General features: G+C 37.0%; 15 protein-coding genes and 1 pseudogene. 9 read left to right on the forward strand and 7 right to left on the reverse strand.

Annotation, left to right across the window (positions count from 1 at the left end; translation table 11 throughout):
• Positions 1 to 147: 147 nt before the first annotated feature.
• Positions 148 to 501 (forward strand): hypothetical protein, encoded by a 354-nt coding sequence (locus ACE1CC_RS22175; protein ID WP_413272611.1) that lies wholly within the window; start codon positions 148 to 150, stop codon positions 499 to 501.
• Positions 502 to 1053: 552 nt separating this feature from the next.
• Here ACE1CC_RS22175 and ACE1CC_RS22180 read toward each other — a convergent pair.
• From ACE1CC_RS22180 to ACE1CC_RS22195, 4 genes and pseudogenes are all read right to left on the reverse strand, one after another.
• The gene (locus ACE1CC_RS22180) at positions 1054 to 1209 is read right to left on the reverse strand and encodes a DUF6760 family protein (RefSeq protein ID WP_413272659.1); all 156 of its coding nucleotides are present in this window, start codon (positions 1207 to 1209) and stop codon (positions 1054 to 1056) included.
• Positions 1179 to 1553, reverse strand: a complete 375-nt coding sequence (locus ACE1CC_RS22185) for a phage tail assembly protein (protein WP_413272612.1) — start codon at positions 1551 to 1553, stop codon at positions 1179 to 1181. The genes ACE1CC_RS22180 and ACE1CC_RS22185 overlap by 31 nt, the downstream gene beginning before the upstream one ends.
• 42 nt (positions 1554 to 1595) lie before the next feature.
• The gene (locus ACE1CC_RS22190) at positions 1596 to 3380 is read right to left on the reverse strand and encodes a tetratricopeptide repeat protein (protein ID WP_413272613.1); all 1785 of its coding nucleotides are present in this window, start codon (positions 3378 to 3380) and stop codon (positions 1596 to 1598) included.
• Between the two features lie 234 nt (positions 3381 to 3614).
• A pseudogene (locus ACE1CC_RS22195) lies at positions 3615 to 3926 on the reverse strand (helix-turn-helix domain-containing protein); the annotation flags it as partial.
• Positions 3927 to 4528: 602 nt separating this feature from the next.
• On the opposite strand from ACE1CC_RS22195, the gene ACE1CC_RS22200 reads away from it, so the two are divergent.
• The 8 genes from ACE1CC_RS22200 (at position 4529) to ACE1CC_RS22235 (ending at position 18368) form a co-directional block, all read left to right on the forward strand.
• Positions 4529 to 5953 carry a hypothetical protein gene (locus tag ACE1CC_RS22200; protein WP_413272614.1) on the forward strand — a complete coding sequence of 475 codons (1425 nt, stop codon included), beginning with the start codon at positions 4529 to 4531 and terminating at the stop codon, positions 5951 to 5953.
• Positions 5954 to 6055: 102 nt separating this feature from the next.
• A complete protein-coding gene (locus ACE1CC_RS22205; protein WP_413272615.1) occupies positions 6056 to 7339 on the forward strand; it encodes a DUF1822 family protein in 1284 nt (427 codons plus the stop codon).
• Positions 7340 to 7363: 24 nt separating this feature from the next.
• Positions 7364 to 9832 (forward strand): CHASE2 domain-containing protein, encoded by a 2469-nt coding sequence (locus ACE1CC_RS22210; RefSeq protein ID WP_413272616.1) that lies wholly within the window; start codon positions 7364 to 7366, stop codon positions 9830 to 9832.
• Entirely contained in the window at positions 9819 to 10523 is a 705-nt protein-coding gene (locus ACE1CC_RS22215; RefSeq protein WP_413272617.1) for a hypothetical protein, read from the forward strand. The genes ACE1CC_RS22210 and ACE1CC_RS22215 overlap by 14 nt, the downstream gene beginning before the upstream one ends.
• Positions 10524 to 10614: 91 nt before the next feature.
• Positions 10615 to 10923: a hypothetical protein gene (locus ACE1CC_RS22220; RefSeq protein ID WP_413272618.1), complete on the forward strand. Its 309-nt coding sequence runs from the start codon at positions 10615 to 10617 to the stop codon at positions 10921 to 10923.
• A gap of 40 nt (positions 10924 to 10963) precedes the next feature.
• Positions 10964 to 13234 carry a caspase family protein gene (locus tag ACE1CC_RS22225; RefSeq protein WP_413272619.1) on the forward strand — a complete coding sequence of 757 codons (2271 nt, stop codon included), beginning with the start codon at positions 10964 to 10966 and terminating at the stop codon, positions 13232 to 13234.
• Positions 13235 to 13454: 220 nt separating this feature from the next.
• On the forward strand, positions 13455 to 17696 hold the full coding sequence (locus ACE1CC_RS22230) for a CHAT domain-containing protein (protein ID WP_413272620.1): 4242 nt from the start codon (positions 13455 to 13457) through the stop codon (positions 17694 to 17696).
• Positions 17697 to 18149: 453 nt separating this feature from the next.
• A complete protein-coding gene (locus tag ACE1CC_RS22235) occupies positions 18150 to 18368 on the forward strand; it encodes a hypothetical protein (protein ID WP_413272621.1) in 219 nt (72 codons plus the stop codon).
• Between the two features lie 106 nt (positions 18369 to 18474).
• On the opposite strand, the gene ACE1CC_RS22240 is transcribed toward ACE1CC_RS22235, so the two are convergent.
• From ACE1CC_RS22240 to ACE1CC_RS22250, 3 genes are all read right to left on the reverse strand, one after another.
• Positions 18475 to 19311, reverse strand: coding sequence for a formylglycine-generating enzyme family protein (locus tag ACE1CC_RS22240; RefSeq protein WP_413272622.1), 837 nt, complete (start codon positions 19309 to 19311; stop codon positions 18475 to 18477).
• Between the two features lie 183 nt (positions 19312 to 19494).
• On the reverse strand, positions 19495 to 20322 hold the full coding sequence (locus tag ACE1CC_RS22245; RefSeq protein ID WP_413272623.1) for a formylglycine-generating enzyme family protein: 828 nt from the start codon (positions 20320 to 20322) through the stop codon (positions 19495 to 19497).
• Between the two features lie 287 nt (positions 20323 to 20609).
• Positions 20610 to 23528: an SAV_2336 N-terminal domain-related protein gene (locus ACE1CC_RS22250; protein WP_413272624.1), complete on the reverse strand. Its 2919-nt coding sequence runs from the start codon at positions 23526 to 23528 to the stop codon at positions 20610 to 20612.

Raw genomic sequence — 23528 nt, forward strand, 5'->3', positions numbered from 1 at the left:
TAACAATTATCGATCGCAAAATGAACTACAAAAAACTGAAATTGTGGAGGCGCAAGGTTGGATAAGGGGAGAAAATGGTGAAATAATTTTAACTGCTCAAACACCTGTTACACCAGCTAATTTTATACTTTTACCTGGTAGTTGCAAATGAAAAAGTTATTAGTAAAATTTTTAATTTTAGCGATTTTGTCACTAGTTGTTACTGTGAGTGTAGCACCGATTATACCGCGAATGTTAATGGCTGGAGAGGCTATTGCATTTCCCACAAATTCCACGTTTTTACAAACCACTATTACCTGGAATAAAACTGGAAGAAAACAACTCGAACAAGGGAAAGCAGAAGCAGCATTAGAAAGTTGGCAACAAGCAGAAATTGCATATCATAAAGCTAAGGATGAAAATGGTGTAATTGGTAGTCAAATTAACCAAGCACAAGCACTTCAGGCATTAGGAAAATATCCTGACGGGGTGACAACAATCGGTAAACCCCTGACGCAGTAAGGGGTTTACCGATTGTTGTCAAAAAAAAAGAGGTAGAATCTTCTCAAGAAGACCTAATTAATGAAAATAATGAATTTATTACTATTATTTTACACCCAACAGCTAAAAACTCAACTAAAAAAAGCGGAGTTTTTAATTTGCTTGATATTAGCTTTACTCTTGCAACAGCATCGAAGAGTAAAATTGGAAGAATTGGCACCTGTATTGATCATAAGGCTGAGTTTAATTATTTCTTTCAACTTCTAGATGAGTTTCTTTAGCGAGACAAAAGCCAAGATATCGATCCAATTCTAGTTGAATCATCCTCAAAAGATACAGAAAAAGTTGCCTAAAGTGCCAGCACAAACTCTAATTACTAGAAAGCAAAAGTGTAATATCACCAGTAACTAGCAACTTAAGTTAGTCTGGAGTTCCCACTGCGGGGGAAACTCCTGTTTAGCGCCCAAGCGCAAGTACATACCTAGAGTGTTATTACTGTACTTGCGTTAATGCGATCGCTTGTTGGTTAAATTGGATAGAGTGCGATAGCTTGGGGAATAGCAAATTTAAGAATTAGCCTTTCAACTTACCAATTTCTCTTACCCAAAGTCTGCGATTATTATGTTCCAAATTCAAAATCTCTTCTAAAGACCAATGGAAATAAAACGCGATACAGGCTACCTCCTCATGTACTTGTTCTAAGGGGTAGCCTGCAACTCCCCCGCTAATTCTAACTCCACATTAAAATCACTACTACATCTCGGACATTTTACTGAAATAGAAGCATTTCCTTGTTGATTAATCCGATTATAAAATTCCCGCAAATAAGCTAAATCTAATGTAAAAAGATTTTCTAGCAAGTCGGGAGTAACTGAACTTAATTCGCCTAAATTAGTAATAACTTGTGACAGCATTACTAAAAATCCATAGCCAGGATTTTCTCGAACATAGCGGTTTTGTTGCAGGGAAATTTCATCTTTAGCAGTAGCTAAACGCATTACTCCCTGACGATGTATTTTTCCCTCAGTATCTACTAAACCTTTAGGTAAGATAAATTCAAATTCTGTAGTCATTGGTAGTGGGTGGTAGGTATACAGCAAAGAATAATGGAAAAATCAATTTTGAGTTTTGAGTTTTACTAACAATAAATCTCTGTACTGTTGAGCGGGTTGGTAATTGGGATTAACATTCAAAGCGGCTTCATAAGCTTCTAATGCTTTTTGGTCTTCACCCATTCTTTCTAAAGCCAAACCTTTACCAGTTAGAACCTGAAAACTGTTCGGATTTAACTTATCAGCTTCATCATAAGAAGTGAATGCTTCATTATACTGTCCTAAGTCCAACAATACTAATGCTCGATTGTACCATCCTTCAAAAGATTTGGGATTGAGTTTAATGGCTTGATTGATAAAACCTAAAGCATTTTCATATTTTTTTAAGTTCCACAAAGCTGCTGTTTTATTAATCAATATATTAGCACAAAATCCTTTAGTCTTCTCAACTAATTTAGGATATAGTTGTAATTTATGACTTTCTGAACCATCCTGATTTAAAATATTATTACAAGTCAAACTTTGCAGTGAATTAACATTGCCTGCTAAGGCTTTATCATAATTTTCTAATGCTCGATCGTATTCTTTCAACCTACTAAGTAACCTACCGTAGTTAAACCAAGCTTGACTATATTGAGGATTAATTTCGACAGCTTTGGCGATCGCAATTTGAGCATCCTGGTACTTTTCCAAGTTCCATAAACTTACACCTTTGTTATTCCAAGCTTCGGCAATTCGGTCATTAATATTAATTGCTCGTTCAGCCGCATCTAGTGCTTCTTGATATTGCTTCAAACCTATCAGCGCACTGCTACGCTGATTCCAAGCATAAGCAGCATTTCTTTCACCCCAACTTCCATCACCAGCTACAGCAGTCTCGCAAGCTTCTAAGGCTTCTTTATAGTTATTTAATCGGTTGAAAACTGCACAGCGATTGACTTGGGCTAAAGAAGATTTAGCATTAATTTTAATTGCTCTATTATAAGAATCAAGTGCTTTTTCATCTTGACCTAATTTTTCTAGAAGAATACCTTGATTTGTCCAAGAAATTGCGTTATTAGGATTAATAGCTAAAGCTTGTTCGTAGGTGGCGATCGCATCTTTCCATTTCTCTGCTTTTTGTTGGACGATCGCTTTAGCCGTCAAAGCTTCTACGGGAAGAGAATCTTTAGCTTGTTCGCAAGCGGAAATAGCTTCTTCAAATCTTCCCAAATCTCCTAATGTTCCGCAAGTTTCTACCAAAGCTAAAGTATAGTCTGATTTTAAATTTAAAGTTCTTTCAAATGAAGTTAAAGCTTCTTCATTTTGCCCTAGCTTTCTCTGTATTAAACCCCGATTATACCAAGAATCTGCTGGAGAAGCATTTCCCCAATTTCCATCTATTCGTAATGCTTGTTCGCAGGAAGCGATCGCATCTTCATATTTCTCTAAATGGTATAAAGCCTCACAACGTCGAGTCAAAGCTAAAGAATCTTTAGGGGAAAAACTAAGTAAAAAATCGTATGATGCGATCGCTTCAGCATATTTTTTTAGTTGAAACAGCGCATTGCTGCGACTCGCCCAAAGTTGGGGATTTTTGACTTTTGGTTGGAGTGCGATCGCTTTTTCACAAGCCGCTAAAGCTTCCGTATAATTTTGTTCATTTTCTAAAACTTTACACTGATTAGCCCAGAAATTAAAATCTTTAGAATCAAAATTTCCTGGCTGTACTTGTGACACTAACGTAGTTTTAACTAATACATCATTAACTACTCTATTTTGGGAATTACTTGCTGCTTGAGCTAATGAAGGAAGGCATATACTGAGGAAAAGTGTAGTAATGCTAACTCGCTGAAACAGAGGCTTCATACAACTACCTCAAATTTGACGTACTGTAGGATGGGTATTGCTGAAGTTTAAAAGTTTTAGTCAAAGACACTCTTAAGCAATGCCTACCCTACTCCCTTTACAGCTTAACAGATGTTAGCTGAAAGTTGCCAAACCTAAGTGCAGTTAACCACCTAAACTTAAGTTCAGGTAAAAACCAACATTTCGACTAGTAAAAAATTAAAAGACAGCCTTTAAAGTAAATCAAGTAAAAATGAGATATTCCCATCCTCGTTGACGGGCTACTTTCCGGCCTAAAATCTCACTCATCCAGTCCGCTACTTTCTGACCACTCCACAGCCCACCGTCCGGTGGCGGTTGTTGTAAAACCAACCATAGTTGGGCTTGTTGTACATCATTAAGTAATGGGTCATGCTCCTGGTTTTCACATTGATGATCGCCCAAGGAATCTGGACCGAAATGGTTATAACCCCTAACTAATTCATAAATCCAATTCTGACTATACCCAGTAATCTCCATTACTTCTTTTGTCGTTTTTCCTTGTGCCAATAACCAAATGATTTGATAGGGTACTAAAGATGTCAAACTAGCAGAAGAAAAGTTTTGCTCATCTAACCATGAAAAAGCGAATAAATCGCCAGGAAAGACCATGCGAAGCGACACAACACACCCAGTGCAAATAATCAAGTATAGCTTGAGTAATGTTATCTAACTCTGTTGCTTTTGGGAACTGAACTTACCTGTACTCCATGTACCCACACCCGCGATATTTGGTCAATGCGTAAGTCCTAATTTATTGCATAGCTCAGGATGCTCTAGAACTACATAATAGTAATAAAATTTTAGTAAGGTCGCCTTATGCCAGTAAATTTGACAGGAACTACAAAAAGATTTATACCAAATCCAGGTTAGCTACCCCCGCTATCTTCTTGGGTTTCTTTCTTCTTCTTTCTTCATGTTCTTCGTGTCTTACACGCTGCGGGCACGCTACGGGAACGTGGTTCAAAAAAGTAATTAACCACGATTGAGTATAAAGGGGGTTCTTAACCCGGATTTGGTATTACTACTTAATTTACCGAGCTTTCTTACTTATAAATATATGATGTAGTAGACAACAATAAAGTGTATGTTCTTAAATAGGCTTTAATCTCACTACAGGAAAAATTAGCATGAGTAGTGCATCCAAGTACTGGTTACTGATCCGGTTAGAGGCAACAGGAAATAGTAAGATTGAAGAAATAGTTGCGGCTAAAGCATTTTTTACATCTACGTTTCCTGAAGTAATCACAAATGAAAATTTAGTAGATGCCCGAATCCAACGCCAGTTATGGGAAAATTGGCGAACATCTTTAATTGAAGTATCTACTAGCAACACAACAACACATCCAGCTGAGCTATGCTTGCGTTGCTTTATTTCCAGCGTTATTGAGCAAGTTTGTATTCAATTGGAAATCAATTTTGGCAATAATTATGGTTTTACTTGCCGTGACTTGTTTCCTTTAGTTCTTAATGATGTGATTGAACGTTCATCGGAAAAGCAACAAAGTTCCTATACTTCGGTTGCTCGTGAGATTTTACAAACTTATAATCCAGAACGAGGAAACTTATCTACTTGGACAAGCAAACTTGTTAAACAGCATCGGGAACTAAAGGCTTTCTTAATAGAACATGGCATATACTTAGTTACTGATTGGGCTATTCTTAATGATACAAACTCGGAACAATTACAGCGAATTTTCCAAGAGTTTCATCATCTTAGTGAATCGGAAATTAGGTTAGCTGCTGTTTTGTTAGAAAGTTACCATCGGATTTATCGACGCGATCGCAGAACTGCACGAAAATCAGGAATACAGGGACAATGCTTACCTCCCACAACCGAACAATTACAACAAATTTCTCAGCAATTATATCTAAAATCTAATTTAAAATTTAAACCATCTGAAATAATGTCCCGACTTCAAAATATAGCAAAATTCTTACGAGAATACCGGATTTATATTAGAAGCGGAGCCTATAAAAGTGAATCTTTAGATGCACCTATTGTCAGTTCAGATAACAGTTACACACTGGCTGAAAAAATTCCTAGTCCTGACTCAAACAATGATGAGGATGAGCAAAATGAATTTTTGCAATTTTACCGTCATGAATTTATGAATTCCTTAGATTTAGCATTAAAAACTATTATTAATCACCGCCTCACCACTTTGGAAAAGCAAAATAATTCTCTGGTAAACCAGTATACTACGGCACTGCATCTTTATCATTGTCAAGGACAAACTATGGCAGAAATTGCCCGAAAAATAGGATTACAAGCTCAATACCAAGTCACGCGATTACTTAAACTCAAACAACTACGAACTGAGGTAAGACAATTAATGTTAAAAAATTTATTAGCTTCAGTTTTAAACAGAGCTTTATCTTATACTAACCTTAACGAAGCTAAGAATTTAGAAGCAAAAATTGAACAAATGCTCTCTCAACAAATTGAAGATGTAATGCAGGAAGCAGAAGCGGAAAGTACAGTTACTAAAAAACGCCCGTTGCCAAGTTTATTTGCTAGAAGAATATGTTATATGTTAAGGCAAACGCGATAGAGAGTAGTTCTTCCAAACAAAAAAAAACTAAATTTGCATAAGTCTTATACTTGGAGAACTATATATCTATAATCAAATCAATGAATATCAGGGAGAAGGACAATGATTAAAAATATAATAGACAGTAGGTTTGAGTGGGATGCCATAAAATCAGACACTATTACTCTTAATACTAGTCAAATAGATCAAGCGATCGAACTAAGCGATCCGATTCCAAATGAAAACCAGCAATGGCAAGCTTATATTAATGCTCTAGCATTACTGAGCTTTGAACAATGGTTAAGCGATCGCGCACCCGATCTTTCAATTAACAACGATCAATGTTCGATTTTTTTACCTCAATACGCAGGATTACTTAAAAGTGTTTGTAACTTAAAAGTAGGAACCTTCAAAATTTGCTTAATTCCCGTAAGTACAAGCATAGATAAAATAATTACTTTGTCTAAAATTGCTACTGAATTATCAGAATATAAGGCTAACTTCTATGTGATAATTTCAATAATTGAAGAACTAGAACAAGCAAATGTTTTGGGATTTGTCCCTTATTATCAACTAATTGAAGAAATAGAAAATCATCAACTTAAAGTGCAGTTTAACTGGAATTATCAACTTCCCTTGAGTTGGTTTAATGTTAATCCTGATGATTTGTTGCTCTCTTTGCGGTGCTTAGAACCTGAATCACTTCCTCAGCAAAATTTGGTAACTGCCAGTGCGAATAGGCTTTCTAAAATTAGAGAAAAGTTAGCGCAGTATCAACCTCAGTTAGAAACTTCAGAACAGGAATTGTGGCAAATTTTAACTTGGGAAGAAGCCAGAATTTTTTTTACCCATCCAGAAGTTTTTCAGCAGCAAAAATCAGGAGTTAATTCTTTAGTTAATGTAGCTGTATGGCTACAAGATAAACTTGATGAAGCAGCACAATCACTATCTTGGGTACTCCTGCCAAGTTTTAACACTGAACGGCTGAATTTTGCTACTGTGATGCGATCGCCAATTGAAGAACTTGATGATATTCTCACTCAATTGTCACGCACTGGAACAGAAATTCCCCAACAAGCAAGAGGAGCTTATCAAAACTTAAACTTTCCAGAAACTTGCTTGCGACTTTATGCCGTCACCTGGGCAGTATTATCTTCAGAAAATCTTCCTGAATGGCAATTAATTTTAATTTTAGGTTCCCCCGGAGCCAATAGTATCCCGATCGGTACACGATTGCAAATAAGCGATAATACTGGTATTTTAGGTGAATTAGTTCGCCGTCAAGAAATCGATCCTGCTTACTTATATGCCAGAGTTGCTGGAAATTGGGAAGAATCCTTTTTTATTACTATTTCTTTAATCAATGGGGAAACAATGACTTTGCCACCTTTTACATTTTGTCCATAATTTAAAATTGAAAAAAGATTGGTCATGAATAATTTTAAGTTAAAAGTTCAAAAAGTTGAACAAACTTGCTTATTTGAATTATCTTGGGGAAAAGGACAGCAGCTTTCTTGTAAAGTGAAATATCCTCAATTATTGACCACAATTTATCAAGAATGGCAAAGAATTTATCTCAGCTTTTATAAATCTTCGTTGCGGGGAAGAATAGAAGAAGGAGGTGGAATTGCTCCGCCTCCCATAGATTGGCACGCTAGGTTAGTACAAGCAGAAGCTAAACTTTTGTATGAGTTTCATTTTTGGTTACACAGTGCTGAACTTTTTGAAATTCGGCGCACGATCGCAAATAGCTTATTACTCACAACTAACAATCAAGAAGGATTGAGTAATACAGCAAAAACAGTTAATGTATTTCTAACTTGCGAACCTTTAGAATTAGCTCGCTTACCTTGGGAAACCTGGGAAATAAACGGAGAATTTACTACTAATATAGGAACCATCTCTATAATTAGAATGCCTCAGAACATTCACCAAGAAAATAGTCAAACTAAACTATCTAAAATTCAACGTAAGAAACCAAGAATTTTAGCTATTTTAGGAGACGAGACAGGACTTAACTTTCCAACTGATAAACAAGCTGTTCTTAGCTGTAATAAAATAACAGAAATTAAGTTTATCGGTTGGCAACCAGGAAGTTCCATTTCAGAATTGAAAGAAAGTATTTGTGCTAATTTAGCAGATGAACAAGGTTGGGATATATTATTTTTTGCTGGACATAGTAATGAAAGTCAATTAACTGGTGGTGAATTAGCGATCGCGCCAAACACCTCTTTATCAATTAGTGAAATTGCTCCTTATCTGCAAATTGCTCAAGCCAAAGGTTTACAATTTGCCTTATTTAATTCATGCAGTGGTATAAACATTGCCGAATCACTAATTGACTTAGGATTAAGCCAAGTAGTAGTAATGCGAGAACCAATTCATAATGCTGTAGCACAAGCTTTTTTAGTAAAATTTTTGCAAGTTTTAGCAGCACATAAAAATGTTCAAGAAGCAATGGTTACAGCTTGCCAATACTTGAAATTAGAGCATAGTTTAACTTACCCTTCGGCTTTTTTAATTCCTTCGTTGTTTTGTCATCCAGAAGCAATTCTATTTCGCATTCCAACTTCTGGTTGGAAGCAACGAATTAAACAAGTTTTACCGACAAAAACCGAAGCAATTATATTTACTACCTTAGCCTTTATTAGCTTGTTAGATCCGGTACAGAACTTCCTACTAGAGAAGCGGATTCTTAGCCAAGCAATTTACCGTCAATTAACTGCACAAATTCCGCAAAATAGTCATCCACCTGTATTATTAGTGCAAATTGATGAAGAGTCAATTCGCCAAGCAAGAATTGCCGATCCTAAACCAATGGATCGGACTTATTTAGCTAAATTAGTAAATAAACTTTCTGCTTTAAATGCTAGAGTTGTTGGGATAGATTATTTGTTAGATCGTCCTTTGGGAAAAAGCGATCGCATCCTCAATCAATCTCTTAAATCTGCGGTTAAAAAGCAACTAAATCCTACTTGGTTCGTGTTTGCTTCTGTGCAGAATCATGATTTTAAATGGCTGAATGTCTTACCGGAAATAGCTAACAAAAATTGGAGCTTACAAGGTTATATTAATCTAACTCATTGGTATGTAGAACCAATATTTCCCCAGAGTAAAACTAATTTTAAACTGCCTTTTTCTTATACATTAGCCTTAGCTTATAAAATAAATATTCAAGGTTTACCCCAAAAGCAATCAATTCAACCAAACTTAAGTAGTCAAAGTGAATTTATCTGGCAACTAAATGATTATCTAGAAACATTCACCCAAAAAAATTACCAAACTCTACTTTCCCCAAGAGCCCCAGTTAAAGAATTGACTAAATTTTCCTATAATTGGGGACAAACATGGTTACAGCCTATTTTCGATTTTTCCATTCCCCCCGAACAAATTTATCAGACTATCCCGGCTTGGCAATTACTGAAAACTGCTCCTAACTCTTCTGAATTATCTAACATTCAACAACAAGTAATTATGATTGTTCCCGGAGGTTATGGTGAAGCCGGAGTGTTTCAAGAAGGACAAGATAATTTTGCTTTACCAAATGCTATAAGTTATTGGTTAAAAACAAAGCAGCAAAGTCCTCGTCGCCAATTTACTGGTGGAGAAGCTCATGCTTATATGTTTCATCATTTCATTAACTCTTGGATTGTGATTCCTATACCTGATTTATGGCTAATTCCTATGGCTGCGTTATTAGGAAAAATTGTAATTTTGGCAAATTTAAAACATCGTCTTCGAGAATTAATATTACTAACCGCGATCGCTATCTATGGCATAATAAGCTTACAAATTTACTTAACATTTGCTATCTTGCTGCCTTGGTTTTTACCAGCAATAATGATGACAGTTTATATTCTACCTGTATTACCAAGGAAGAAAACTTATGCTTCAAGTTAATTTATGGTTAATAGCTGTAATTTTAAGTGGAATCGGAATCCCTTTGAGCCAAAACTATAGCTTTGCCAAGTTAGCTGATTTTAAAATATTAATTACTCAAAAAACACCATCGGAAAATGCAAATTCTCAGTTACCTTGGGAAGATTTATACAATAGAGTACCTCCTCCGAGAGATGATATACCTGCGGGCTCTCGTGGAGATATCTGTGTCATAACTCCAGCTAAACCAGGGAAAATAGCAGTGGTTTGGAGCGATCGCCCTTTATTTCTTTGGCGTGGAAGTATTCGGAAAATGGAAGTCCGCCCTCGTAGTAATAAACAGGTGTTATGGAGTCAAACAGTTTCCGAAAATCAAAGTAGCATTATATACAATGGTGCGGTTTTAGAACCGGGACAAAGTTACGATTTAGTACTATTCAATCAACGTTCTGTACCAATTTTTCGAGTAACATTTCAGATAATGGAAAAAGAAAAAAGAGAACGCATTACCTCTGATTTAACTAATTTAGAGGCGCAGTTAAAACAAGAAGGTGCAACTGCGGAAAAAATTGCTTATGCAAAGGCTAATTATTTTGCGTCTCGTGGAATGTGGGGAGATGTTTTACTTGAAGCATACAAAGTAGAAAAACCTTCTGATCCTTTGAGTAAGTTTAAGAATAGTGCTTTAGAACGATTTTGTCCACGCAATTAAAACTGTTTGGTGCATAGCTAACTTGCTGACAGAACTATAAAAAAGCAAGGAAATAGGTAGATAGTAAACGACAAAACAGTTAAGGGATTAGATGATGGTGATTAACTATACTCTAAATACTGAAACAACCACATTCAGAACGCAACCTACTTCTTCCGTAAAAAGTGCGATCGCGAAGCGTTGCGTTAGCAGTATCGCTCATTCAGTCAAACTAGGTTGGATCTTAGTCAATAAAAAGATTATTTCTCAAACTCAATTAGAATCGGTTTTGACTATTCAATTCCGTAATAATAAAAAATTAGGTGAATTATTACTTGAACACCAGCTAATTTCCCCTAATGAGTTACAGCAAGCTTTGAAGGAACAGTATTGGCGCAGAAATGGATATTGGGTGATTTAATTTTAAAAGTGCTGAAGCTTGATCGGGTGTTTTTTTTACCATGACTAGAATTAAACGACGTAACTTTTTGTACATGGTAAGTTGGGCGATCGCCAGCTTGGGTATAAGCCAATGTAAAATTAGGGAAAAAAACACTGCTTATTCTGTTTATTTAAATCGTGGTACTACTAATAGCTCCCGCCGATTAGCGTTACTTATAGGAATCAATAATTACGCTAGCAATAGTCAAATTACCACATTGCAAGGATGTCTCACTGACGTTGAATTACAACGAAACTTACTAATTTATCACTTTGGCTTTAATCCTCAAGATATCTTAGTTTTAACCAATTCTCAAGCTACCCGTCAAGGTATTTTAACAGCCTTTGAAGAACATCTAATTAAGCAAGCAAAACCAGGCGATGTAGTAGTATTTCACTACTCAGGACATGGCTCACAAGTAGCTGACTCAGACCGTGATTTTCCCGATGGTCTTAATAGTACCATTGTTCCTTTTGATAGTTCACGTCCTGCAAATAATTCAGGAGGAATTGTTCAAGACATTACCGGACGCACGCTATTTTTATTAATGAGTGCATTACAAACGGAAAATGTTACTTTTGTTCTCGACTGCTGTCACTCAGGAGGAGCTAAAAGAGGTAATTTACAAGTTAGAGCAATTAAAGGTGGTCAAGAATTTCAACCTTCACCAGAAGAAATCGCTTATCAACAAAAATGGCTATCTCGATTGAATTTAACCCCAGCTGAATTTAAACAACAAAGAAGAAAAGGAGTAGCCAAAGGAGTAGTAATTACAGCAACAAATCGCGATCAACTGGCTGCGGATTATCCTTTCAACGGTTTCAGTGCTGGTGCTTTTACTTATTTAATGAGTCAGCATTTATGGCAAGAAAATAGCCAACAACCGTTGAGAAAAATTTTACCAAACATTGGTCGCAGCACTAATCAACTTTCTTTCACAATGCAAACCCCAGAATACGAAATTAAACCCGGAAGCACCAACGACCAAAAACCAATTTATTTTCTTGATAAGGTAGCTAGCGCAGCAGAAGCACTAATTACTAAAATAGATGGTGAATTTGTGGAAATGTGGTTGGGAGGGATTGATTCTGAAAGTTTAGCGGCTTTTGAAAAAGCTGCGATTTTTGCAGTAGTTGATGGTAATAATAGGACTATAGGAGAAATACAGATGGAATCTCGTCAAGGTTTAGTCGGACGAGGAAAACTTTTAAATAAAGTCTCCCAGGGAACTATACAACCAGGTGCATTTTGCTTAGAAATTGTCCGAGGAATTCCTCAGAACTTTAGTTTAAAAGTTGGTGTCGATCCATCGTTAGATAAAGATACAAAAATTGCTTTTAATGCTTTGTCAGCTTTACCGCGCATTCAAGCTTTACCTCTGCAACAGGGAGAAGTACATTGCATTTTCGGTCGAATGACTGAAGCTTATCATCAAAAATTGCTATCTAGTAAAAATTCTGCTCCACTTCCAGCTATAGGAAGCTTGGGTTTATTTTCAGTTGGCGGTGAAGTGATTAAAGATTCTTTTGGCGTGGCGGCAGAAACAGTTACAGATGCTATAAAAAGGTTACAAGCTAAGTTGAGAGCATTGCTAGCAATTCGCATGGTTAAAATGTCGCTCAATACTAATTCTTCTCGATTAAATGTTACAGCGACTTTACAACGTTCTAATCAAAATGATGTATTGATTGGACAAGTGTTTCCTGTCCGAGGTGCAGAAGGTAAATTAACAAGTTCGACAAATATTTTGAGAAATAATTCTTATTTTGAATCAGCAAAAATACCAGTGAATACGCCTGTAGAATTACAGATTATTAATAATGAAAACCGCGATCTTTTTGTTAGTGTCCTGGTAATTAACTCACTGGGAGAAATGACAGTCATTTTTCCTAACCAATGGTCTTCACCTGGAGATGCAGCTAGGTTATCAGCAGGGGAAACGCTGTTATTTCCTGAGCCAAATTTAGATAAATTTTCTCTGCAAACTCAAGAACCTTTGGGAATGACGGAAGTTTTAATTATTATTAGTGTAACGCCTTTACGAAAAGCTTTGAAAGCTTTGCAGGCGATCGCCCAAAATCGTAGTCAACAAAGTGGCCCAATTGCTGTTTACACACCCATTGAAGTAATTGAAAATTTATTAGAAGATTTGGGTGAAAGCAGTAAATCTAATAATAAAGTACGTGGTAGCAATAATAACAATACAAGTTTGACAAAAAGCGAAAGTGTAACTAAACAAGTTGATACTACCCAGATAGCAGCCATGTCGATTACATTTGAAGTAGTTTGAAAAAAAGCATCAAGTTGGGTGCATACCTCCACCAATTGGAGAACTATAGCTAAATAAAAAGTCATACTTAGGACTTAGGCAAAGTCTCTATAAGTAGGGTGTGTATAGTCTACGACATTCAAGAAAAGTGCTAACGTAACGCACCATGTCATTGCATTTATAGCCAGTGCGTAAGTCCTGATACCTGATACTACCCAATACTAGAGGCAAATTGAAAACTATGAAACTTAAAATTAGACTCTTAGCGCTTTCTACACTTTTGGTAACATTTAGCAATTTTAATTTTAGTTTCCCTACTTTAGCTGCTAATCCTACCACATCACCAAAATGTAGTAAAACTCCAAATTTTAGAGAAGAGTTTGCTAACTCTAAGGAAACAGAGTTATCTGATCGATATGCCTCTAGTGTTATTGTCCAAATGTTAATTAGTACAAGTTTATTAAATATCGAAAGACCAACACGCAATGATTCTTATGGAGGCAAAAAATTTCAACAATTATATAAAATATTAGAACAAGGTGTTTTGGTTACTAACACAATAGATAATCCTCGCTATAAAGCTGATTCTTTAACTTTATTAGCTGCTTTTTATAGAGCCGCTACAGAAAATCACCGATTTAAATATCCTCTCAGTTTATCCAGTAATTTAAATTATTCAGAAAATTTATCAAGAGACTTAGCAGAAATCCAAAAATTAAAAAAAGCTTTTGACATCGAAAGTTTAAATTTACTTCATCAATCTTTTCAAGTTACTCAGGGAATAAAAGAACCCAAAAAAAAGATTAAAATATTAGGTAAAATAGCTAGCATATATGCAACTTTAGAACAATCAGAAAAAGCTGCTCAAATTCTAACTCAAATTGTTGAAATTACTAATACGATCGAAGATCGTAATCAAAGATCTATAGCATTATATGGAGTCGTTGAAAATTACGTAGATCCTGCACGAATTTTACAGATGCTACCTCAATCCATGAGGACACAGTTATATGACTTCCAAGAAAAGCCAGAACAACGTATTAACAGGCTAACTAATGCTCTCGAAATTGCCAATAAGATAGAAGTTAATGATTATAAATTTAATGTATTGGCTAAGATTGCTAATAAATATGCAACACTAAAACAGTACGACCAAGCGCTTCAAGTCGCTCGAAATATAGAAGATATATCTCTTAAAAGCGAAGTATTAGCTCAAATTGTTCAATCCCATGCTGAAGTTAGACTAAATTGGGAACGATCAGTTAATCAAAATTTCAGGATTGCTGGAATAGAAACAGAACCGGAATCAAATAATGAATTACTAACCAAAGTTTTTCAAGTTATTAATGCTGTTAAAGATGTTCATAGTAAAGACATTATTTTAGGTGAAGTAGCTTGTGGTTATGTAGATGCTTCCAAAGATATTGAATTATCTATTTACCTCTATGAAAATAAATGGGTAACGGCATTTGCAGACGTAAGCGATCTGATAGATCAAGCTTTAACAATTGCTAATAATATCGAGAATCCTGATATTAAGTCTAAAACTTTAGCTTTAATGGCTTTTAAAGTTTCCAATTTATCATTTGGATTCTTTGGGAATTCTGAAGTTAAAAAACAATTAGTAAAACAACTGAAAAATCGATCGCTAATAATTGCTCATAATATCCCGGATTCGGAAATAAAATATAAAACTTTAGGTGTAATAGCTTTTAATACAGCCAAATCTTCAATGGAATTATCACAGCCCATTACTACTAACAAAAAATCAGTAAAGGGCTTAGATGGAGAAATATTCACAATCGTCGATCAAATAAAAAACAATTATATTAAATCTGAAGTACTAGCTGAAATTGCTCTTGATTTTACAAAAGAGCGATACACTGGATCGATGCTCAAAAAATATAGCCAAGCACTTGAAATAGTTAATAATATACAACTAATTTCTATAACAAACAGAACTTTGAGTAAAATTGCTGAAAATTATGTCAACCGAATCAGGAATTCAAAACAAAACACAGAACAAAAAGATGAATACCTTGGACTATTATCACAAACACTGCAAATAGCAAAAAATCCTACCTATGAAAAAGCCTTACGCCCAATGATAGCAGATTTATATTTGGAAGTAGGAGAAATCGATCGCGCATTTCAACTTGTCAATGCTATGGACTATCATGAAATCAAATTCAAATTGTTAGCTAAAGTAGCTACACAAAAAGCAATAGCTGGAGAAACTCAAACAGCAGATAGTATTTTCGCTAAAATGCTGCAAATAGCCGAAACCAAAAAAGATACCTATCAAAAAGCTTCGGCATTATATACAATAGCTACTGCATATAGAAATTCAGAACGATACGAGGAAGCATCGAAAATTATAACTCAGGCAAATTTTTTAGTTAAAAATATACAAAATATCCCTTTAACCAAAACCAGAAAAAATTCTGATAACATATTTACAATATTTTATCCTTCATTCAAAAACCCACTTTCAAGGAATAATAATAACCAAAACTTTACTGATATAGAGTCACACAATCTGCTATTCCAAATCGATCGGTTTATTTCTGAGCTAAATCTGAGTGGTGAATACCAACCTGCTAAGCACTATAATCATAATTTACAAAGCTTGATCGCTGAAAGCAAATATGAGGAAGCTTTAGAATTAGTGCAACAGTCACGGGCGCGTGTGTTGGTAGATTTAATGAATCGTCCATCATCTCTTTTATCATATACGCCTGAATACTTCGAGCAATTAAAAGCTCATCCTACACCACCTCCACCAAAAATCGACCAAATTCGGAAAATTGCCAAAGAACGTCAAGCAACATTGGTTGAATACGCGATCGTTTATCGGGATAATCAAAGCCAAAATGTCACCCAAAACAGCGAATCAGAATTATTCATTTGGGTTGTTAAACCTACTGGTGAAGTAGCATTTCGCAGAGTAAATCTTAGCTTTTTTAGTCAACAAAATATTTGGTTAGCGCAGTTAGCTTCTAATCCTCAGTTATTTGTGCGTGGATTAATGCAAGAACTGAATGTAAACGTCCAAAAAATTCATCCAGTATTCATAACCATAATTATTTTGAGTCTTGGTAGTATTATTGGCATTGTTATATTGTATTTACGTTTATTATTTAGCCGAAAAGCTCCTCTTAATCGTCTGGTTAATTTTCCTAAAATAGGCAGAAATAAAGAAAAAAATCTCCCAAAAAAAGAGGTGAAATTTTTCTATTCTTACACCAGTAAGGAAAACCTATCTTTCCGAAAAATTTGGCAGACATTATTGCTAGCGTTGGTATTAGCAGGCGGTGGGGGCGTATTTTTATTTACGAATATTTACCACAAAAAAATTGTAGCTAATCAGCATCAACAGATTGCTTCTAGGGATAAACCATTACCCCAAAATCAAAACCAAAATCAGCACAATAACAACCAAGCTGATAATTCATTACTTGCACATTTAATTTCTGATAGCCGTGAATCTATGGGTGTCCGAGGTCGAGGTTTAGGATTAGTTCCTAAAGTGGAAAAAACTAAACAAACAAGTCGTTTACAGCAACTTCATCAATTATTAATTGAACCGATCGCTGATTTACTTCCCACAGATGCTAGTAAACCAGTAATTTTTATTCCCACTAAATCTCTGTTTTTTGTTCCTTTTCCAGCATTACAAGATCCAGATGGCAAATATTTAATTGAAAAACACACAATTTTAACCGCCCCCTCAATTCAAGTCTTAGATTTAGCCCAGAAACGACGGCAAAAAATTCAACAATCCACCAATAAAGATATTTTGGTAGTTGGTAATCCTACTATGCCTGTTCTCGTTTCTGCGGATGGAAAACCACCAGAACAGCTACCACCTTTACCTGGTGCTGAACAGGAAGCCCGTGCGATCGCATCCCTATTAAATACCAAACCAATTATCGGTTCAAATGCCACTGAACCAGTAGTTATGTCGCTAATGCTTAAAGCCCGAATTATTCACATAGCAACTCACGGTTTACTCGATCCTATTTATAAATGGAGAGAATCGCCTGGTGCGATCGCTTTAGCTCCATTGCAAGATAACTCTACCATTTCGCTTCGTGATTTACAGGTTCCCTCTCCTCCTTCTATACCTAATAATGAACTAATTGATGGTTTTTTTATGCTTGATAATTACTTTTCTGTACCACCTTTAAATGCAGAATTGGTTGTTCTAAGTGCTTGTGATACAGGCAGAGGGCAACTTACAGAAGATGGTGTTGTTGGTTTATCTCGCTCTTTTATTACTGCTGGCGTTCCCAGTTTAATTGTCTCCCTTTGGGCTATACCAGATGCACCAACAGCATTTTTAATGACTGAATTTTATCGTAATTTTCAAAAGAATGGTGATAAAGCTCAAGCCTTGCGTCAAGCAATGTTGACTACTATGAAACAACATCCCGATCCAAGAGATTGGGCAGCTTTTACTTTAATTGGTGAAGCAAAATAGGTTCTCTCCTACTTGTGGTAAAAAACCCTGGTATGGGGGATTAGGGACTAGGTACTGGGGACTGGAATTCTTGATGGAGCAAACGCTTTATTTAATTAGGTTTACTTATCACCATAGGTACAAGAAACAATGAATGCAATTTTTTCTATAAATTGTGCTACCAATAAATAAAATATTTTGCTTGCTTTATGAAATATTGCAATCTTTAAAAGATAAAACTGAAAGTTTAGCCCAAATCTTGCATAGCTGGTATCACTTCAGAACTATCAATCATTAGTTAACAAAGCTGCACTGCTTTACTTAACTTGCTGTTGAAGTTACATTCGTGAAACCAAAAAAACTATGTGTAAACCTTCGCCCAAACGTTTGATAGCTGCAATAGTAATTTTCGCAGTTGGAGCTTTCTGTGTAACCTGCTTCCCAGCTAGGATGCGGTATTTGATATTCGCACTTATGTTAACTTTTTTCTTAGTTCAATACTTAATTCAAGAGTATTCAAACACAGGTTCAGGTAGAGAAAGGCGGCTTTATGAAAAACTGCTGCAAAAAAGCCGAGGCGATCGCCAATTAGTAGAAAGATTAATCGAGTACGAACGACGACGCAGCCCAAATTCTAGCCGCACTGACCTTTTGCAAACTGCTATCTATCGTTGGGAACGCGATCGTAGATAAGGATTTCGGTTTTTGAGATTATGATGATATGCTTAATGCGGGAATGTGCGATCGCGATCAAGCTGCAGTGGAAAGAGTAAAGAAAAAAGTATAAAAGCTATTAAGTCTACCCCGCAGTACAGACAACTCGAAAACCACCATTGCCGCTTTTGTGTCCTGGCGCATTACCCACACGACAAGCCGAACGGCAGTAGTCAGGATAGGAGTACCACGAACTACCACGTCGCACTTTCTCAAAATGATAATCATTATCACGATCATTTTGTTGTTCTTCTACCCAAGCACTGCCATCATCAGGTGCGCCTTCGTAATTATTATGCCAATGGTCAGCACACCACTCCCAGACATTTCCGTGCATATCAAATAGCCCGAAAGCATTAGCAACTTTAAAAGTGCCTACAGGTGTTGTTTCCTGGCGATAAATTCCTTTTGGGCCTCGACCATAAGAGCCAATTTTATCATTTGTACCGTTGTAATTAGCTAAATCTGTGGTAATCGTCTCGCCAAAGTGAAACGGAGTAGTTGTTCCGGCACGGCAAGCATATTCCCATTCGGCTTCGCTGGGTAAACGATATTTTCGTTTTGTTTTCTCAGTAAGTCGATCGCAAAATTCCACCGCATCTAACCAAGATATCCGCTCTACGGGGCGATTAGAACCTTTAAAGTGAGATGGATCTAGATTAAGCTCTTGTTTGATTGGAGATAATTCTGCTATTGCTTTCCACTGTGCTTGGGTAATTGGGTATTTGCCTATAAAAAAGGGCTTAATAGTTACTAGGTGCTGAGGGCTTTCATTGTCGCTTCTTCCAAGCTCATATTCTGGAGAACCCATCATAAAGCTACCACCTGGAATCAACACCATGTCTAGTTCAACTCCAGCACCCAAGTCTTCCACAAAATATTCTGCTTCATGCTGTAAGTAGCTAATTACTATTTTTGGCATTTGTGCTTACCTGCTCGCAAAGCGAGATTTTCTTTGTTCGCTGTACTATTCCCTGTTCCCTTGTCGATGAATATAGTTGGTATTTTGCTGATTTTGGAAAAAAATCTTTAACCGCCTACAGCGGAAGGAAAAAGGAAAAAGAAAAAAGGGTAAAGGGCAAGACGATTAAAATATAAAGAAGCTCTAAGTCCACGCCGCTGCACAGACAACTCGAAAACCGATATTGAAGTCGTTGTAGCCCGGAACGAGGTTGATGCGAACCGCCGAACGGCAAACTTCAGGATTGACGTACCACGAACCACCGCGCAGCAGCCGATAAATTTGAGATTCATTCTGATTCTGATTCGGCTGATCAATCCAAGCACTGCCATCATTAGGCGCACCTTCGTAATTATCATGCCAGCGATCGGCACACCATTCCCAGACATTGCCGTGCATATCATATAATCCAAAGGCGTTAGCTACTCCAAAACTACCGCAGGGTGTTGTTTCCCCACGAGTAACTCCCTTTGAACCAGCGCCGTAAGTATAGTTGCCATTATAGTTAGCAAAATCTCTGGAAATTGTTTCGCCAAAGTGAAACGGTGTAGTTGTTTCGGCACGGCAAGCATATTCCCACTCAGCTTCGCTGGGTAGGCGATATTTTCGTTTTGTTTTCTCAGTAAGCCGATCGCAAAATTCCACCGCATCTAACCAAGATATCCGCTCTACGGGGCGATTAGCACCTTTAAAGTGAGATGGATCTAGGTTAAGCTCTTGTTTGATTGGAGGTAATACTGCTACTGCTTTCCATTGCGCTTGGGTAATTGGGTATTTGCCCATAAAAAAGGGCTTAATAGTTACTAGGTGCTGAGGGCTTTCATTGTCGCTTCTTCCAAGCTCATATTCTGGAGAACCCATCATAAAGCTACCACCTGGAATCAACACCATGTCTAGTTCAACTCCAGCACCCAATTTTTCCACAAAATATTCTGCTTCATGCTGTAAGTAGCTAATTACTATTTTTGGCATTTGTGCTTACCTGCTCGATCGGCAAAACTTTCTTTCTTCGGTTTCCGATTCCCTGTTCTCTTGTTAATGAATATAATTAGTAATTTGCTCATTTTTGCAAAAAATTTTAACCGCCTACAGCACAAGCAAAAAGGAAAAAAAAGGGTAAAGGGTAAGCTCAGATCTTGCACTCAAAGGAGGTGGAACCTCCTTTGTCCTCGTTCCATTTGTTCAACCTGGGAACGAAGAATAGAGGCTCTGCTCAGGAGTGCAAGATATAAGTAAGAGGATTAAAGTATAAAGAGGCTCTAAGTCCACGCCGCAGCACAGACAACACGAAAACCGAGATAGTCGAAGTTGTTGCCCGGAAGCTTGCAGTAGCGAACCGCCGAACGGCAATTTTCAGGAAAGTAGTTCCACGAACCACCGCGCAGCAGCCGATAAATTTGAAAATCAAATTCATTCTGATTACGCTCATTAATCCAAGCACTGCCATCATTAGGCGCTCCTTGATAATTGGGATGCCAGCGATCGGCACACCATTCCCAGACATTGCCGTGCATATCATACAATCCAAAGGCGTTAGCTACACCAAAGCTACCCACAGGCGTTGTTTCCCCACGAGTAACTCCCTTTGAACCAGCGCCGTAAGTATAGTTGCCATTATAGTTAGCAAAATCTGTGGTAATTGTTTCGCCAAAGTGAAACGGAGTAGTTGTTCCAGCACGGCAAGCATATTCCCACTCGGCTTCGCTAGGTAAGCGGTAGGGTTTTTTAGTGTGTTGGGAGAGGCGATCGCAAAATTCCACCGCATCTAACCAAGATATCCGCTCTACTGGGCGATTTGTGCCTTTAAAATGAGATGGATCTGGATCTAACTCCCGATTCACCTGGGGTAACTGAGCTACAAATTGCCACTGTGCTTGGGTAACAGTATATTTAGCCATAAAAAATGGTTGTAGTGTTACTTTATGCTGGGGACTTTCATCATCTTGACGTTTCAATTCCTCTGGTGGAGAACCCATTATAAAGCTGCCACCAGGAATTAACATCATTTCTATTTGAATATCCTTACTTAACCTTTCAATAAAGCCTGTAGCTTTTTGAGGATAACTGCGTATAGTTAGTCGAGAACGAGTAGCCCATTGATTGATGATGTTTTTAGCATCTGATTTATTGACTTTTTCACCAACTATTTCCTTTAAAATTTGCCAGAGTTCTTCACTAACACGATCCTTTAGATTTTCCTGAGATTCTGAATAATTTGCTGATTCTGTAACTAGGTTATAAATTTGCTCATAAGTCAAATTTTCTAAGGCTCCATTTAACACTTGCTGTTCAATATCAATTAAGTGTTCTGCTATTTCATTGACTACTGCTTCATCAACTATTTCTAAAATATTATTGGATAAGGTTGCAGCTTGATTAAATTCTATAAATACTACTTCAAAATCAAAAGTTTGGGGATCTATGGAATCATCTATAAAAGTGATAGTTGCAACTTCAAAATTAAACTTTTGTAGTGGGGGAAATTCAGCCAGCCAATTTGTTACCTCAGCTGGCGATACTGGCTCAGAGATAACTTGTTTTTGAGAAGCAGATTCAACGAGTTGAGCATACTCACCTCCTAACCTTTGCAATACTTCACGAGTGATGCGTGCAAAAGGAATTATTTCCCCTCGAATCGATTCATCCCAAGCAGAATCAGCAGCCAAAAATGCTGTAAAATCGTGCAGTGCTAAACCTGTTTTTTCAGCTACGAATTCAGTTAATTGTTCTAACACTGTTTCAGTTTCAGAAATCGGAGTTGCGTCAATTAAACATTCTCGCACTCCCTCAACAAAATCATAAGTTTTATTAGTAGCATTATTTGATTCTACTGCACGCAATAACCCACTCATAAATACTTCTGCCAAATGTACTGGACTTGATTCTGGCAACATTTGACGCTGAATCATATAAACTACAGGTAAGCTAACAGGGGCTGCTGCCATTAAACCAGCTAACCGACGTGCTGTTAATGATGCCGTTGCCCAAAAATGTTTAACTCGCGTTTGGGCTGTAACTGAAGTTTGCAGAGTTTCCGCTGCCATTTCTGCTTGAATTTCTAATAGCGGATCGTCCAAAATTACGCCAACAGTTTGCGTTTGTCCGCTACCTGCAATTACTTTCGCCCACTGTTTGAGAGGTTTTGGTTCTAGAGTAACAATTGGTAAGGTAAGTTGAGTTTGACGATCGATCTCTAACCAACTAGGTATTTCCCCGGTTTCTAACTGTGAATTAGGAATAGCTGGAGCTTGCGATCGCATATTAACAAATATTCCCGCTCCTAATGCACTCCGACTCCAAAGGTGTTGAGGTAACAGTTGTAGAAGTGTTAAAGGGCTATTTTTAGCCCATAAATCTAGGATACTTTTTATATGGTTTGTTTGTTTTTGTGGGTGCGATCGCCAAGTCGAAGAAACGCAATCACTCACTACTAAAATTAATCGCCTTCCCGATGGATCTAGCAACTCTTTAAAACTGCGCGGACGTTGTTCGCTAGTTGTCCGTTCTCCCGCAAAAAGTTGTAATTTTCCCGTATTATCTGCTTGTAAATGCCAAGAACGAACATTCCGAAAAGTACCATGCTGTTCGATTAATTGCTGAAATTCTCGAATAGTTTGTTGCCAAATCGGAAAAGAGTCATTTTTTTCAATAACAATTGCTAATTCTAACCAACGTTCAGGCGCAGGTTTTAATACTGGAGCCCAAACATTTTCTTGAGTAATTTGAATAGCTTGGGCAATTTCAATCGCTGTTGCTTCTTCATCAATAATTTTATCAGTTTGAGATAGTACTTTTCGTCTTAAAGGACGTAGCGATCGCGCCAGTTCCAATTTATTTGGTAAAGCTTCCGCAGTCGGTGCACGAAACGATCGCACCGGAAAATAATCTGCATCTTCAGAACTTTTCTCAGGCCAAGAAGTGTAAGCCGAAACTGTTGGTTGATAAGTTGAAAGATTGGTATAAGGTATAATTGAAGAAATGGTTTGAATAGGTGGATAACGATCATTTTGAGGGGTTACTTCTGTTGATTCAGGTGTGGAAGTGGACGCAGGTGAAACCTTACTAAGTTGTACTGCTAACCACAGTATGTCTGCAATGTCGATCGCATCAATATCCAGTTTGGCTTGTTTTAACCAACCGGAAAATTCGCCAATACTTGTAGAGGAATTTTTAGACAT

Source organism: Floridaenema aerugineum BLCC-F46, assembly GCF_041929345.1.
Taxonomy (GTDB): Bacteria; Cyanobacteriota; Cyanobacteriia; order Cyanobacteriales; family Aerosakkonemataceae; genus Floridanema; species Floridanema aerugineum.

Excerpts from the sequence above, each read along its gene's own strand:
- ACE1CC_RS22175 (WP_413272611.1), top strand. The coding sequence starts at position 148 with ATGAAAAAGTTATTAGTAAAATTTTTAATTTTAGCGATTTTGTCACTA.
- ACE1CC_RS22185 (WP_413272612.1), bottom strand. The coding sequence starts at position 1,553 with ATGACTACAGAATTTGAATTTATCTTACCTAAAGGTTTAGTAGATACT.
- ACE1CC_RS22190 (WP_413272613.1), bottom strand. The coding sequence starts at position 3,380 with ATGAAGCCTCTGTTTCAGCGAGTTAGCATTACTACACTTTTCCTCAGT.
- ACE1CC_RS22200 (WP_413272614.1), top strand. The coding sequence starts at position 4,529 with ATGAGTAGTGCATCCAAGTACTGGTTACTGATCCGGTTAGAGGCAACA.
- ACE1CC_RS22205 (WP_413272615.1), top strand. The coding sequence starts at position 6,056 with ATGATTAAAAATATAATAGACAGTAGGTTTGAGTGGGATGCCATAAAA.
- ACE1CC_RS22210 (WP_413272616.1), top strand. The coding sequence starts at position 7,364 with ATGAATAATTTTAAGTTAAAAGTTCAAAAAGTTGAACAAACTTGCTTA.
- ACE1CC_RS22215 (WP_413272617.1), top strand. The coding sequence starts at position 9,819 with ATGCTTCAAGTTAATTTATGGTTAATAGCTGTAATTTTAAGTGGAATC.
- ACE1CC_RS22220 (WP_413272618.1), top strand. The coding sequence starts at position 10,615 with ATGATGGTGATTAACTATACTCTAAATACTGAAACAACCACATTCAGA.
- ACE1CC_RS22225 (WP_413272619.1), top strand. The coding sequence starts at position 10,964 with ATGACTAGAATTAAACGACGTAACTTTTTGTACATGGTAAGTTGGGCG.
- ACE1CC_RS22230 (WP_413272620.1), top strand. The coding sequence starts at position 13,455 with ATGAAACTTAAAATTAGACTCTTAGCGCTTTCTACACTTTTGGTAACA.
- ACE1CC_RS22235 (WP_413272621.1), top strand. The coding sequence starts at position 18,150 with ATGTTAACTTTTTTCTTAGTTCAATACTTAATTCAAGAGTATTCAAAC.
- ACE1CC_RS22240 (WP_413272622.1), bottom strand. The coding sequence starts at position 19,311 with ATGCCAAAAATAGTAATTAGCTACTTACAGCATGAAGCAGAATATTTT.
- ACE1CC_RS22245 (WP_413272623.1), bottom strand. The coding sequence starts at position 20,322 with ATGCCAAAAATAGTAATTAGCTACTTACAGCATGAAGCAGAATATTTT.
- ACE1CC_RS22250 (WP_413272624.1), bottom strand. The coding sequence starts at position 23,528 with ATGTCTAAAAATTCCTCTACAAGTATTGGCGAATTTTCCGGTTGGTTA.